Annotated in this window: 26 protein-coding genes; 21 read left to right on the top strand and 5 right to left on the bottom strand. The window is 59.8% G+C overall.

Annotated features, from left to right (window positions below; translation table 11 throughout):
- Positions 1-226 precede the first annotated feature (226 nt).
- From FFS12_RS14410 to FFS12_RS14385, 6 genes are all read left to right on the top strand, one after another.
- Entirely contained in the window at positions 227-601 is a 375-nt protein-coding gene (locus tag FFS12_RS14410; RefSeq protein ID WP_137887603.1) for a hypothetical protein, read from the top strand.
- A 141-nt stretch (positions 602-742) separates the two neighbouring features.
- A complete protein-coding gene (locus FFS12_RS14405; protein WP_137887601.1) occupies positions 743-946 on the top strand; it encodes a hypothetical protein in 204 nt (67 codons plus the stop codon).
- Between the two features lie 17 nt (positions 947-963).
- Positions 964-1,158, top strand: coding sequence for a hypothetical protein (locus FFS12_RS14400; RefSeq protein ID WP_137887599.1), 195 nt, complete (start codon positions 964-966; stop codon positions 1,156-1,158).
- Positions 1,139-1,585 (top strand): hypothetical protein, encoded by a 447-nt coding sequence (locus FFS12_RS14395; protein ID WP_137887597.1) that lies wholly within the window; start codon positions 1,139-1,141, stop codon positions 1,583-1,585. Before FFS12_RS14400 ends, FFS12_RS14395 begins: the two co-directional genes overlap by 20 nt.
- Positions 1,586-1,669: 84 nt before the next feature.
- Positions 1,670-2,137, top strand: a complete 468-nt coding sequence (locus FFS12_RS14390) for a hypothetical protein (RefSeq protein ID WP_137887595.1) — start codon at positions 1,670-1,672, stop codon at positions 2,135-2,137.
- Between the two features lie 10 nt (positions 2,138-2,147).
- Positions 2,148-2,351: a hypothetical protein gene (locus FFS12_RS14385; RefSeq protein ID WP_137887593.1), complete on the top strand. Its 204-nt coding sequence runs from the start codon at positions 2,148-2,150 to the stop codon at positions 2,349-2,351.
- A gap of 75 nt (positions 2,352-2,426) precedes the next feature.
- Here the strand turns inward: FFS12_RS14385 and FFS12_RS14380 are convergent, their stop codons facing one another.
- From FFS12_RS14380 to FFS12_RS14370, 3 genes are read right to left on the bottom strand one after another with little or no spacing between them, the layout of a single operon-like run.
- Positions 2,427-2,708 (bottom strand): hypothetical protein, encoded by a 282-nt coding sequence (locus tag FFS12_RS14380; protein ID WP_137887591.1) that lies wholly within the window; start codon positions 2,706-2,708, stop codon positions 2,427-2,429.
- A 25-nt stretch (positions 2,709-2,733) separates the two neighbouring features.
- Entirely contained in the window at positions 2,734-3,711 is a 978-nt protein-coding gene (locus tag FFS12_RS14375) for an endonuclease (RefSeq protein WP_372239466.1), read from the bottom strand.
- A gap of 7 nt (positions 3,712-3,718) precedes the next feature.
- The gene (locus FFS12_RS14370; protein WP_171011883.1) at positions 3,719-4,147 is read right to left on the bottom strand and encodes a hypothetical protein; all 429 of its coding nucleotides are present in this window, start codon (positions 4,145-4,147) and stop codon (positions 3,719-3,721) included.
- A gap of 239 nt (positions 4,148-4,386) precedes the next feature.
- Between FFS12_RS14370 and FFS12_RS14365 the strand changes: the two genes are divergently transcribed.
- The 7 genes from FFS12_RS14365 (at position 4,387) to FFS12_RS20255 (ending at position 6,542) form a co-directional block, all read left to right on the top strand.
- Positions 4,387-4,662: an ASCH domain-containing protein gene (locus tag FFS12_RS14365; RefSeq protein ID WP_137887589.1), complete on the top strand. Its 276-nt coding sequence runs from the start codon at positions 4,387-4,389 to the stop codon at positions 4,660-4,662.
- 12 nt (positions 4,663-4,674) lie between these two features.
- On the top strand, positions 4,675-4,938 hold the full coding sequence (locus FFS12_RS14360; RefSeq protein ID WP_137887587.1) for a hypothetical protein: 264 nt from the start codon (positions 4,675-4,677) through the stop codon (positions 4,936-4,938).
- Between the two features lie 15 nt (positions 4,939-4,953).
- On the top strand, positions 4,954-5,181 hold the full coding sequence (locus FFS12_RS14355; RefSeq protein WP_137887585.1) for a hypothetical protein: 228 nt from the start codon (positions 4,954-4,956) through the stop codon (positions 5,179-5,181).
- A gap of 17 nt (positions 5,182-5,198) precedes the next feature.
- On the top strand, positions 5,199-5,444 hold the full coding sequence (locus tag FFS12_RS14350; protein WP_137887583.1) for a hypothetical protein: 246 nt from the start codon (positions 5,199-5,201) through the stop codon (positions 5,442-5,444).
- Positions 5,445-5,472: 28 nt separating this feature from the next.
- Positions 5,473-5,706 carry a hypothetical protein gene (locus tag FFS12_RS14345; protein WP_137887581.1) on the top strand — a complete coding sequence of 78 codons (234 nt, stop codon included), beginning with the start codon at positions 5,473-5,475 and terminating at the stop codon, positions 5,704-5,706.
- 150 nt (positions 5,707-5,856) lie between these two features.
- Positions 5,857-6,267, top strand: a complete 411-nt coding sequence (locus FFS12_RS14340; protein WP_137887579.1) for a hypothetical protein — start codon at positions 5,857-5,859, stop codon at positions 6,265-6,267.
- Between the two features lie 152 nt (positions 6,268-6,419).
- Positions 6,420-6,542 (top strand): hypothetical protein, encoded by a 123-nt coding sequence (locus tag FFS12_RS20255; RefSeq protein WP_256657397.1) that lies wholly within the window; start codon positions 6,420-6,422, stop codon positions 6,540-6,542.
- A 115-nt stretch (positions 6,543-6,657) separates the two neighbouring features.
- Here the strand turns inward: FFS12_RS20255 and FFS12_RS14335 are convergent, their stop codons facing one another.
- The gene (locus FFS12_RS14335) at positions 6,658-7,908 is read right to left on the bottom strand and encodes a DUF1173 family protein (protein ID WP_137887577.1); all 1,251 of its coding nucleotides are present in this window, start codon (positions 7,906-7,908) and stop codon (positions 6,658-6,660) included.
- A 22-nt stretch (positions 7,909-7,930) separates the two neighbouring features.
- Positions 7,931-8,701: a hypothetical protein gene (locus tag FFS12_RS14330; RefSeq protein ID WP_137887575.1), complete on the bottom strand. Its 771-nt coding sequence runs from the start codon at positions 8,699-8,701 to the stop codon at positions 7,931-7,933.
- A 283-nt stretch (positions 8,702-8,984) separates the two neighbouring features.
- On the opposite strand from FFS12_RS14330, the gene FFS12_RS14325 reads away from it, so the two are divergent.
- The 8 genes from FFS12_RS14325 to FFS12_RS14290 all read left to right on the top strand — a co-directional run bounded on the left by FFS12_RS14325 (position 8,985) and on the right by FFS12_RS14290 (position 12,414).
- Positions 8,985-9,551 carry a hypothetical protein gene (locus tag FFS12_RS14325; RefSeq protein ID WP_137887573.1) on the top strand — a complete coding sequence of 189 codons (567 nt, stop codon included), beginning with the start codon at positions 8,985-8,987 and terminating at the stop codon, positions 9,549-9,551.
- Between the two features lie 198 nt (positions 9,552-9,749).
- Positions 9,750-10,061 carry a hypothetical protein gene (locus FFS12_RS14320; protein WP_137887571.1) on the top strand — a complete coding sequence of 104 codons (312 nt, stop codon included), beginning with the start codon at positions 9,750-9,752 and terminating at the stop codon, positions 10,059-10,061.
- A 184-nt stretch (positions 10,062-10,245) separates the two neighbouring features.
- The gene (locus FFS12_RS14315; protein ID WP_137887569.1) at positions 10,246-10,614 is read left to right on the top strand and encodes a hypothetical protein; all 369 of its coding nucleotides are present in this window, start codon (positions 10,246-10,248) and stop codon (positions 10,612-10,614) included.
- Positions 10,615-10,846: 232 nt separating this feature from the next.
- Entirely contained in the window at positions 10,847-11,059 is a 213-nt protein-coding gene (locus tag FFS12_RS14310; protein WP_137887567.1) for a hypothetical protein, read from the top strand.
- A gap of 10 nt (positions 11,060-11,069) precedes the next feature.
- Entirely contained in the window at positions 11,070-11,336 is a 267-nt protein-coding gene (locus tag FFS12_RS14305) for a hypothetical protein (RefSeq protein ID WP_137887565.1), read from the top strand.
- A 4-nt stretch (positions 11,337-11,340) separates the two neighbouring features.
- Positions 11,341-11,610, top strand: coding sequence for a nicotinamide mononucleotide transporter (locus FFS12_RS14300; RefSeq protein ID WP_137887563.1), 270 nt, complete (start codon positions 11,341-11,343; stop codon positions 11,608-11,610).
- Positions 11,611-11,689: 79 nt separating this feature from the next.
- Complete coding sequence (locus FFS12_RS14295; protein ID WP_137887561.1) at positions 11,690-12,037, top strand: hypothetical protein; 348 nt, start codon at positions 11,690-11,692, stop codon at positions 12,035-12,037.
- Positions 12,038-12,054: 17 nt separating this feature from the next.
- On the top strand, positions 12,055-12,414 hold the full coding sequence (locus FFS12_RS14290) for a hypothetical protein (protein ID WP_137887559.1): 360 nt from the start codon (positions 12,055-12,057) through the stop codon (positions 12,412-12,414).
- Positions 12,415-12,441 lie beyond the last annotated feature (27 nt).

Below are 12,441 nucleotides of genomic sequence, written 5' to 3'. Positions count from 1 at the left end.
TCGTAGCGTTTTCTCTATCTCAACGGAGCGAACGCCATGCCTGCAACAGCCTTCATCGACATCCTGCGCCTCGCGGCCAGCCACGGGGGCCGGATACCGGCGGGCATTCCCGATCACTATGTCCGCTATGTTGCAGTGCGCCACCGGGCGCGGACGCATGCTCGCATAGCACGGCGTCGCACTACCGCGGCTAATCAAAAGCCCGCTCAAAAGCCCGGAGCTGCACATGAAACGGTCTGAACCGCTTGACCGTGACCGCGAGCTTTGGAGCATGGCGACCATCGACAGCCAGCTTCCGGTCTCATTCGAGAACGGCCAGCGCTGGAGCGAGTTCAAAGGGTTGTGCCGTTCCTGCAATAAATACCTTCCAGTGCAGAACGTGCGTGGCGTCGTCCTGCGGCAGGCGCGAACATCCTACACAGTCGAAGCGGTTGGGCACTGCCCGTCCTGCAACACCCTCACTCGCTTCCTGGTTCGCCTTCATGACGATGCCCGTGTCACCGGCCCAATGGACGGTGAGTGGCGGACATGGCACCCGGAAAATCGCTCCTGGCTGCGCCGGGCGCTGAAGAAGTTGCGCAAGAGCTTCTCCAAGCGGTAGTCCTTGGGATTTATAGGGCGGCAGTTATGTTGGAGCCATCACCAACTCAGAGAGGCTCCTATGTCCGTCCCTACTCCGTCCTTATCCGTAAAGACTAAATCCGGCCTTGTGCTCGAGCTCCGTCCAGTTCCGATGAAGCTCATGCCCAGCAAGCGCAGCAACGACTGGCTGCGCTTCCAAGGCGCGCATGTACCTGGCACATCCCTCGAGGTCGATCAGGTTGATCGCATCCAGCGGTTCATGCTCACCCATCGAACCGAGTGCCTGAACGATGGCGAGCGCAATCTCACCATTGCAGGGGGCTCATTCGCTCTTTGCATGCCAGACGCCTTCGATCAGCTGTAATCCAGGGAGAAAACACCGTGCCCATAACTCCCGAAGAATCCGCCGTCATCGAGCAGCTGCGCAGCAAGGGCTTCGTCGTTGTCCTGGTAGATCCCAGCGAAACCGAACGCATAGACCGTGATCGCCTTGCAAGCCGCCTGCGGGCTGACGCGGCAGACCATATCGAGGATCTGCTGTCGCTGGAGGTGATCGTTGTCCGACGCACCGGCTGAGATCGAATTTGCTGTTCTGGTTGAGCAAATCGAGGGCATGACCACCCTGCCCCCAGCGGCTGCCATCGAGGTTCGCGTCCGAAAGTGCTTCTGTTCAGGGCTGCCGACCGACTACGCCAGCGGCTTGATCAGTGTTTGCCTGCTAACCCCGCTTGGCCCGGTAACGGTCAGTTCTGGGTGGACTGCCTACCCCCAGACGCGGCCTGAGAACGGCTGGTACATCGAGCGCTCGCCAGATCGCAAAGGCGAAGGTGTCCGCACTGAAGCCCCAGTGGTCGAGCTTGACGAGGATGAGGGCGAAAAGATCGTTCTCGAACCCGAGGAAGAGCGGCTCAAGGCTGTCGCCTGGGAGTTCTGGTCATATCTGGACATGGATGAGGCTGTACTGTCAGAGCTGGGCTCGCGGATCGGTGGCGAAGCCTGCTGAGCCTTGGGATTTCCGCTGCTGCCCTTACCGTGGTTTCAACACCTCAGGGCAGTAGCCCTCCCTTCCTCGTTACGGATCATCGACATGAAAAAGCCCAGCCAAGGTCTCTGGCTCGCCCTCCACTCCTCCTTCGACGAAACCCCGAGCTACCTGCACTTCGCAGGGCCGTATCTCGAATCCCTGCTAGAGCGCGCCGAGACGCTGGTTGGCACGGTTGACCAGCTCAACCTCAGCGAAGCCCGGATGTACGCACCTGCCGTCTGGGCCATGTTCTCCAGCTCGGTCAACGAGTGGAATCATGACATCTGCGACTTCCCTTCCATGGGCATGGAACTGGCCTGCACGGGCCGTCTCAATCTCTGGCTGACCTCTACCGGGAAAGAGGGCAATGCCGAGGTAGACACTTCCCCATTCACGCTGGAAGAGCTGCGTCAGGCTGTGGACGTGTGGAAGGAAACAAAGTCGGATCTTTTCAGCGTTGGCTACCAGCAGCTCGATGCTTTCGTCATCGACGAGATCGTGGCCTTCCGCGAAGCGCGGGCAGCCGCGTAAGGGGACGAGCATGCACACGAATCCAGCCGCAGCCCCTGAGCTCCCTTTCTGCATCATCAGCAGCAACTACACCGGGGAAGTGTTCGTCTGGCCTGGCACCCGAGACGAGAACGCAAAGTACCTGGGCAATCGGGAAATCGTCGCCACCGTGAAAGCCCTTGATGAGGTATCGGCAATGGCCAAGTGGAAGGAACAGGTTCAGCGGCAGGTGTGAACTGCGCTGGAATCCACCAGTCGCAGACAGCATAAAGCCCGGATTTCCGGGCTTTTTTGTGCGCGCAAGCTGCGTTCAGATGAAGTGCTTGGCAATCGGGATCATCGCAGTGAGCCCCCAGCCGAAAGCCTTTACACCAAGGATCGCGAATAGGCAGGCCAGCAGGAACCCGAACACCGAGCCGACTATGAAGGAAACGAACTTACCGCTCCTCCTGGTTGGGCCGCTGTAGTGGTCGGCAGCGTCGGAATCCGGGTCATGCGGCCATGCCCCCTTTGGGGCTGCACGGTACGCATCATCATCCTGAAGGCCCTCCTCTCCCCGCTCTCGCATGTAGTCCCTATCATCCAGTGTCATTGATCCCCCTCAGACGCAGTGCGATTTACCGGCAGTTTCCTGCGCGTTTGAACCCCGCAGATTCTGCGGCAGCGGCGCTCTTGAATTCGACCCGATTCCGCTGGCCAACCTTGTCATAACTCGGGCAGCCCTCTGGAAGGTGATAGACATGGCTATTGCGGTTGCCGATCACGGGAGAACCGATCACAGCCTTGGCAGGTGCTGTCGAAGCCTGAGCAGCCAATACCTGCTGCACTGGCCGAGTGCGCTGCTCACCGAACTCAGCCAACCCCTCGCCCAATGGCCGCTGGCCAATCGTCCAGGTGCGTTCGCCGGTTACGAACGGATTGCTGTGCCCCATTACCCGCGCAATCCGTTGATCTCGCTCCAGCTCCCAGGTTGTCACCGGGTATTGGCGATTCCAGGCAGAAAATAGCTGCTGCTGTTGCTTGGCCATGCTTAGGCCGTAGCGGTCGTGCATGTACAGGTAGATTCGGGCAACTTGGCCCTTGGCTTCATCACGGGGCTCAGCCACACGCTGCTTGAAGTCCACGCGGGTCTGGCATGCACCATACTGCTGAGGCGCGGAAACTATCTGGCTGTAGCGGAAGTTGCTGCGGTCACCGTTGACCTCGCCCACCGATGGCCAGAGGTTGTGCATGTCGGCTTCCATCGCCCGGAATACCGGGTCGTTGGCCGCGCAGTTCTCGCGCCCGCCCTTCTGCCAGCACTGGCGTTGATGTCCTAGCACCCAAGCAGGGGTCACATGCTCCCATTCCAGGCGCTGAGCGCGGTTGACCTGTGCCCGAACCTCGTAGCCGCATGAAGAAAGATCCATCCGGCCACCAGAGCGGCCCATCCACTGCCAGTTGCAGCCGCAGTACAGATCCCCGGCTGTGTTGCGGTCGAAAAAGACCTTCTGCCGAAGCTCGACCTTGGCCTGCTCAAAGGTAAGGGGGTAGGTAAGAGCAGGCAAAGAAATGGCCGTCATGCCGGCGGCCAGAATGAGGGAGATGATTTTCACGGGGTTCTCAGTAATCAATGTGAGAAGGATTTTTCAAAATCTCAACAGCCCTGGTCACAGCCTCAATGAGTACCGCCTGGTCGACCGGAGGCAGGTAGCTTGCAACAAGAGGAATGCAGAACCGAACAGCTCCGCGCATGTGCAGCATTGTCGGTGCGGTCACAATCCGATCCAGTAGCCATTGCCAGGATGCAACGAGGCGATCAGCCGGCGGAGTGCTCTCTTCCAGGTGTGCCTTGAATTCGGTGAATTGGGGTTCGGCGTGGGCATAGATCCCGGTTTGCTCGCACAGTTCGGCAAGGCTCCGAATATCTTCAGCGTGAGCGACGAGGGCTAAGTGCAAGTCCGCTTCGTTGTCGGTCGCATCGAGGAGATCAGCCATCATTCGGTCTATCAGGCGGGTTTCGTCTTGCACAGCTTTTACAGCATTGGCCATATCAGGCTCCAGTTCGGTGGCATGAACCTGTTCTACCCGTGCAGCGGGTAAAGCCAAGTTGCCACCATGCTACCGATGCCTCCAGCCCAGAAAGTTCGCTTTCCAACGCCTTTATCGCCTGAAATCGCTCAGCTCTCAGCGCGCTCAGCTGTGTGAGAAAATTCATGCCCTACTTGGGCTTTGGCTAACAGCCGTTATCCTGGTATCAGGTAATCGAATTACTGAATGGAACCCGCCCCATGCGAACGCTCACCCTGCCCCTGAAAGGCGAGTATTTCGACCAGATCAAGGCCGGCACCAAGCCTGAAGAGTTCCGCCAGGTGACGCCGTACTGGCGCCGCCGTCTGGAGGGTCGCGCCTATGACTGTATCGAGCTGACACGCGGCTATCCGAAGCGCGGGGACACGGCCCGGCGGCTGGTGTTGCCTTGGAAGGGCTACCGCCTGACGACCATCACGCACCCGCACTTCGGCGCCGAGCCGGTCGAGGTGTTCGCCATCGACGTGACACACTGAAAGGAACCCGATATGCCCGCACAGAAAGGAATGACTCTGCGTCAGCAGGAAGCGCACGCCCAGGCCCAGGTCATCGACTGGAACGCCAAGCACCCGATTGGCACCACTGTCAGCTTTGAGGAATTCAAAGGACGAGGCGAGACGCATCGCAGCAAGACCCGAAGCGAGGCGTCTGTGATGTGCTGCGAGGCGGTCGTGTGGATCGAAGCGCAGGGTAGTTGCGTGTCTCTGGATCATTGCACCGTCGTAGCCGAGTCGTTACCTGTCACGAACTGAAAGGAACCCGCCCCCATGAGCGACCGTAACAACCCCAGCACCCTTGCCGGCCTGCGCGACAAAATACGCACCCTAGTGGCCGCGACGACCCCGCACGACGCGCCCAACGACTACGGCTATATCAACGGCTGGCTCGGTGCGCTGTATTGGGCTGACGTGATCGACCGCCAGGCCCATGACGACTTGAAGGCCGAGGCGCACGCGGCCTTTGAGCACGCGCTAGCCGCTGCGCCCGCCCGCTGAGAGGAACCCGCCCCGCTATGAGCACGATTGACCCCCGCAAGAGTTTGAGCGCCGAGCAGGCAGCGCGCTGGCATTGGCTGCTGCGGGCTATCGACGTGGCCGAAACGCAAAGCCTGGTTGCGCGTGCCAAGTGCCGCGCCGATGGTTACCTGTTGGGCCTGCGCGATGCGCGTGTGATTAATGAGGCTGAGCGCGAAGCACTGGATCAGGAAGCGACCGCCCGCGAAGTGGCCGCCGCACACCGTACCGCGCCCCAGGCGTGACCTGTCACAACTGAAAGGAACCCCCGCAATGAGTGATATCCGTACACCGCCGCCGATTCTCGACGGGCCGTTGACGATTACCCTGGATCACGCAGCCTTGGCTGCCTTGAACAGCTATCGTCAGGCCTACCACGCTTGGTCGATGCACCCGGGATTCGGCCCGAAAGGTGAGCAGTTGGACCGTGAGCTGGCCGAGACGGCCACCGAGCTAGCGAAAGCGATGGCGAGGCTGGCCCGGGATACGAGCCGCGTGACGGAATAACCCGCGCGCTACGCATAACGGAGAGATTGGTAAATCGACCCCTACGCCGAGGGGAGTAGTGGTCAACGGACGATTAGGTGATGGTTGCCGATTTGGCACCATCCGGTATGCCGGGCCCCATGGGCTTGGTCACAGATAGGAAAGCACCGCATGAGCATCGAGCAACACGAGACCGCAGATCAACTGCCCTTCCATATCCATGTAGCGTTAAACGTGTGCGGGGCCACGCCTGAGGATCTACAGCAGGCGCTCAAGGAAGCCTGCGAGCAACTGGCCCAGGGTATCCCCGAAAGCCACACAGTAATGAAGGATCAGAAATCGGGGTTCACGTTCAAAGTCACCGCGAAGAACCTTGACGACAACAAACCCAGCCCAGTTCCACCGCCACCTCAGTTCACGCCAACCACTCGCGTCCAAGTGAACGACGCGACTTTCCCGAGCCTCACAGATGGCACTGTAGTAAGCGTTCGTCATGTAGATGGCGATGTATATGAATACGAGGTCACCAATCGATTGGAAACCCACTGGTTTCAAGCTGAGCAGTTGTCCGCGAAATGTTAAGGAGAATTGGCTTTGGCCACCAAAGCCGATGAAACCAGACGTAAGTGGGCCGGCGTGCTGTATACCCGACTTTTGCCCCGCTGCCGTATTGTTTCGGGTGTTGCTCCACGGGCACGCTGTAAATGGGCCATGTCGGCCCGTGGAGAACAACAATGAATGACGATCTGATCTTTCTGAAGCTGGCCGGCGTCCTGCTGGTGGCGTTCCTAGTGTTCATGTGGTGGCGGGGGCGCGGCGGCAAAGACGACGGAGCCTGGCCGCCGGGTGAATACTGAGCCCGCGACCGGCAAGGCCCGCCCGACTTGACGGAAACAGCCCCGGATCACACCCGCCAGTTTCGGTGAACCAAAAAAAGCCCGGCATTCACCGGGCTTTTTCGTCCTGCGCTGGCTATCGCCGCGTCTTCTCCGGGAACGGAGGGACATTCTTTCCCTGCGGGTCGCTGGCCGCGTTCCACGACCACCACCCATCGCCACCGTACTCTCGGTTGTACCAGGCCGTTTTCACAGCCTTGCGCTCGAGGTAGACAGGCGTGTTCATGCCGAATACTTCCAGGGGGAAGTCTTTCCCCGCATCGAGCAGCCAGAAATCAGGGAATACCTCGCTTTCGTCAGCGTCATACCGCAGCGGTTTGTCGAAGCTGCGCCCGGCGGCGTGTAGGCGGGCTTCGATCACCCCCTCATAGTCCGAGTCGAGTGGAATCCAGCGCTCGCTCACCTGCATCAGGGCCAGTTCCACGACATCTGCCTGAGGTACGGTAGTACCGTTGCGCGGCGTGACCTGGGCTACGGCGATGACCCGGCTGCCACGCTTCCAAGCAGAAATCTCCCGCTCGAAGCGTTTGACGGTGGTTGCCCATACAGCCGGCGGCAGATGGAGTGCAGGCATTCCGAACGGGCCAGAGAGCGGCAGCTTGAGCAGGTCGCCCGCATGGCGGTCTGCGTTGTAGCGGGCCAGCGGTGAAACAGCCACCAGGCGGTAATCCCGAGAGATGGCCGACATGGCAACCGTTTGGTTTCGAGCGGCGTCCTTACTGTCCTTCAGCGCGGCGAGCAGCAGAACGTCGCTGAGCTTCATGCGGCTCGCGGAGATCCGCTCGGCGGCTTGCAGGAGCGCGTAGTTCACGATGCCGGCATTGCGCTTGCCCTCCATTGCCGGGTACCAGGCGTTGATCCGGGCCTCAGACCAGAGCAGGTGCAGCAGGCCCAGGAGAGTCATGGCCGGCTTGCGCTTGCCGGGAGATTTTTTCTCCTCGGAGCTTTCGCCGCCTTCGGCTCTGGCCGCTTGCACGCGAATGCCTCGGGCCAACCGCACGCGAATGCTGCCATCATCGCCCTCCTCCACTACGCCGACATCATAACCCTGCATTCCAGATCGCTCTGGGGCCGGGGCGTAGAACCGACATTCGTTGGAGTGCTCGTGGCCGGTACCGGCGAAGCGCGCCAGGTGGAAACCGTCGCTGTCCTCGCGGCGCTTGATGGAGAGCTTACGGTCTCCACTGCTCGGGCATTGGCAGACGGCATGGGTGCCGTATGCCTTCTCCAAGACGGCCTTCCAGCTCTTCGCGTACTGCGGGTCGCTCTGGAATTCAGGCGAATAACGCTTACTGGCGACCAGAACGGGGAAACGTCGATTCAGCATTACCTGGCCTCACTCAATTGCCTTAAGCGGTGGCGCGCTGCCGGCGGGCGTGCTCGCTCGTTGCGCGGTTGGATTCGACCTGGACGTGCAGACGGATCATCAGGTCGTGGCCTGATTCCGGCGTCATCAGCGCAACCCCGAACAGCTTGTCCGCCGGCACGGAAACATCCTGGCCGCAGAAGGCTGTCTTGCGCTCGATCATGGAGAAAACGCCTTCAACATAGCCCACCTCGATCATGGCTTGCGTCAGGGCGGGGTTGCGCAGGCCGAATTCGTCCCCGCTCGGCCACAGCAGGTTGTCCAGCGGAGGCAGGTTCACCAGATCCCAGTACCCAGTGCGGAGGGTCTTGTAAGCCAGGGAGAACATTTCTTCGTCAGTCTGGTACCAGCCATCGACATCCTTCAGCATCTTGCGCGACCGTTGGAGCGTATCGATATCGGCTTGCCGTTCAGCTTGTTCGCTCATGGGCAGGGTGTCGAACGAATCGATCCAAACCGGCGCGACGCGCAGGGCGTGCCAGCGGAGCAGATAGTGCATGAGCCCAGGCCGGCTGCTGCACATGACAACGGTACCGGGCTCGATCATCTCGTTGGGAGCGTCGGGCAGGCCGATCATGCAGTAGCTGTGCCGCCAGCGGTTCTTCTCGATGAAATCAAGAATCTGAGCCGGTGCGGCTGTGAACGGGTCATCGCCAGGCTGGAGATTCAGACTTTTCGGCGACAGAACCGCGAACTGGCAATCGGCCTGGTCAGCCCTGAGCTTGGCAAGTGTGGTGAGGCTGCAAATTTGCATGCTGTTAATCCTCGTGTAGGTCTACGGGATAAGCCTACAGAGCTGACCCGAGGCCAGGGCTCGTTTTCAGACGGTTTAAGCGCCCGAAATTGCTCAATCCTCCCTACCTGGATGGGTAGGCTGTGCTTGCTGGAATCTCAGAAGGAAAAAATCTGTCTGCTTGCAGATAGGAGACTTGGGTTCTGGCTTGCTCGGGAGACGATGGTCATCGATCCACAACGATGCCTTTGGCGACCGGATTGACGTTTCGCTTTATGCTCGCTCCAATCTGAAGGAGAAGAACATGCGGAAATTGGCACTAGCCCTGAGCATCGGCGCTTTCATCGGCGCGGCTCATGCGGCTGAGCCGGAGATCATGGAGCCGGTCGACGACCTGATCTACTGCAGGACCCCCGAGGCGCTGAACAACGCCTACAACAATCCGGACTGCTACGTCCTCAAGTTCGGCTGGCCGGTGAAGGTCACCGAGAAGAGAGGCATCACGGCCAAAATCAGGTTCGTGCCCGACTTCATTACCCGAGTGCCGGTAGAGGCCTACGCCAGCCTCGACCAGCTCGCGCCGCGCAACAGCCAGCCCAAGCGCACCCCGAAATTCGTTGGTGACGCGCCGTTCTTCATGTGCTCGGAGGCTGAGACCACTATCGCCTACTGGAAGATCGTCGAGGCCGGCGAGAATGGGCAGGCTGAGCAGTTCGCGGTCTCGAAAGGCTGCCTGCCCATGGAGCCATCCCAGCGATTCGAGGTCGTTGGCCAAGACGACCCCGGCGTGTTCCGGATCAGGACGAAAACTAAGGTCGCCCGCGTGACGACTGATGTGCGTGGCTTCGTGCCGCGATCAACCATCCGCTAAGCAGAAACAGATGACCCGGCAGCGCCCGCCATCCAAGGCAAAACGAGGAAAAGCACAGGGAGGCAAGGATGCTTGCTGCCCTCACTGCGGCCAGCTCGGTTTCGTGTTCTGGGATGGCGTCTGCGAATGCCCGCAATTTCTGGCAACTAAGGCCTGCCCTGCGCAAGCGCCAAGCAACAACAGGAAGAGGTAACGAGAATGAGCTCCCGAAACGGGATCAAAGACATCCTGATGATCGTCCCGCTGCTTGGCTATGCGATTGTGACGACCCTGGCCGGTGCTCACTTTTACGAGCCATTAGGGCTCAAGTCGCCGTACACAGGCGCAGCGGTGGGCTTTGTGCTGGGATATGCCGCCATCGCGATGCTGCTCAGGCCAGCGTATGAGCTGGTGATGGAGATTCGCTCCTTTCGTGAAGACCGGATGCGCCTCAGTCTTGCTATTCGGATGGCCGAAGACGAGTGTGCGCACCAGAAGCGCCCCAATCCCATCCAGGAAGAGCTGGTCTAAGCATGCTGGGGGATAAATTCAGCCCAAACGAGCAAGGCCCACTTTCCGGTGAGCCTTTCTTTTCGCATGTCTCCAGGGGGAGGTTTCCACCAACACGTCCCAGAGATTGCGAGCAAATCTTTTCTGGCCACGCCAGCGCTGAATAGTGGCAGTGGCGTCAACCGAACAAAACCGAGGAACCACTATGCGTAATGCACTCCCCCTGGTATTCGCCATCAGCTTGCTCGCCGGCTGCGGACTTGATTCCCGTACCGACTTCCCAACCACGCCTGGCAACTACGTTCAGTTCTACGGGAAAGTGGCCGAGATCGCCGTTGTGGATGCTAAGGGGGCTATCAGGACCGAGCTTGGCCAGTTCAGCGGCGGGGCTCTCAAAGGCTCTTCCGACATGGCTCGCGCCCGGTTCGAGTTCTGCGGGTTGCTGGACTTCACGTTCGTTGAAGGCAGTAAAACGGAGATCAAGAGCAGCAACATGGCATACGGCAGCATGAAAAACTGCCAGTTCCGCCCGCTGCCGGCGCGCTGGAAGCTAGTAGGCCACCCGCAAGATTGATCGCAGCACCTGGAGGGATGCCCGAAAGGGCTCCTTTCCTGCCCTCGCCGCTTGGGATTAGGTGCCCTCCTTTCTCTGCGCCCCGGTGCAGATGCAATTGCCGGTACCGACCCCTACGTCCCCGCCGATTTTGATTCCGACCGGAATAACGCCTGAATTCGACCTCTCCTTCCTTGGGTTTTCCCTACCCTGACGCATCATCGAATCAAACGAACTTCAGGAGGGAGTCCCGATGACTCTACAGATCAGCGCCGTTCTCGTTGCCTCGAGCAACGGCTACCAGGACTACGACATTCAGGGCCATCCATGTGTGCGCCGGGCCTGCGTGCCGAACAACATCCGCCGGGGCGAAACCTTCAACGTCTACCACGGTGAAAGCTCGAAGTCTGGGGCGGTGTGGGACGGCGATCTCGCGTCCTCCCTTCGCAAATTTGCGACCAACTGAGGCATTACCCATGTGCTTCCCCCGCAAACCCGGCCTTGGTCGTTACCATGCCACCCGCTCGGAATGGACGCTCGCCTACCGGCAGGCGCGCATTGCCGCCGCCAAGGGCGCGGAGCCAGATCCGAAAACTACCGGTGTGATCTGGAAGGCCCAACTCATCGTGGCCAACGAGCGTAACCGCCCAGACGCTCTGGCCTGCTCAGTACAAAACAGGCTTGCGACATGCAAGCTGATCGACGAAATCGAAGCGGAAGAAATCCGCCTCAATCTGGAGTGACGGCATGACCTTGTATTTCGAGTGGATCGGAAGCATTTGCGGTGTGCTCGGCGCGCTCATGATCTCTAGCAACACTCGCGTCTCCCCGTGGGGCTGGTGGATGTTCCTCGCGTCAAGCCTGAGCCTCTGCGGCTATGCGCTTCTCCAGCAAGCCTGGGGTCTGCTGATGCTCAACGGCTTCTTCGTCGCGACCAACCTCATCGGCCTGATCCGCTGGTGGTACCCGGCGGTGTTCACCCTGCAATCAAATGCCACTGCCGGCGGCAAGGAGTAACAGAGCCAGACAACCCCGGACGTGGCTGACCAGTTGCAGCCAAAACGACCGCAGATTTGCGGCCAGTATGGAGAACATCATGGAAACCAGAATCTGGATGGCACAGAAAACGGCCACCGCGAGCGCATTGGAGTTTGATGGGATCATTGATCGGGCGTTCGTTATGGCTCACACCGTTGGCAAAGCCTACTGCGTCGAGGGCTACGAGCCCGGCCAGAGCATCCGCACTGCCCCGGTCGTCCGCATCGGCAGCCTGATCGGCTACGACTTCATCGAAACCCAGGACGGAAAACGCTTCCTGATCTGCACGCACGAAAACGAGACAGCAAAAGCCTCGCTGGAACAGATCAGAAGATGGATCGAACTGAACGCCGAGTTTTTCGCCTCGCTGCCACTGTTCAATCCGACAACGCCATCACTACCCTAGCCCCCGAGGATGACACCGTGGATCTCACCCTGGTCATGCAAACCCTTCAGCGCTTCGAGACCGAGCATAGCCGCCGGCCCATGAAGCTGGTCATTCCGATTCTCAAGCCGGGCATGATCGGAGGGACGCCATGCGTCGAGGTCAAATACATAAACCCCGGCTTCGACTGGGATCAAGGCAAGCTAATGCTGGTGGCCGATCAGCCGCTTACAACGCTGAGCCCAGAGGACGTTGAGGCCATCCGCTTCAGTGCCAGCAAGGGCCAGTCGTGGCATGCCGAGCAACGTAACAAAGCGCTCCGAGAGGAAAATATCCGCCTTAAATCTGAACTGGATCAGTTGCGTAGCCAGCTTCAGACCCAGTTAGGCCAGAATTGAACCCCATCGACTTGGGATTCCCCAAAC

This window comes from Pseudomonas sp. 2FE, from assembly GCF_005503735.1.
Lineage (GTDB): Bacteria > Pseudomonadota > Gammaproteobacteria > Pseudomonadales > Pseudomonadaceae > Aquipseudomonas.
The sequence above is the reverse complement of the archived record's forward strand: the minus strand, read 5'-3'. Positions and strand labels throughout refer to the sequence as shown.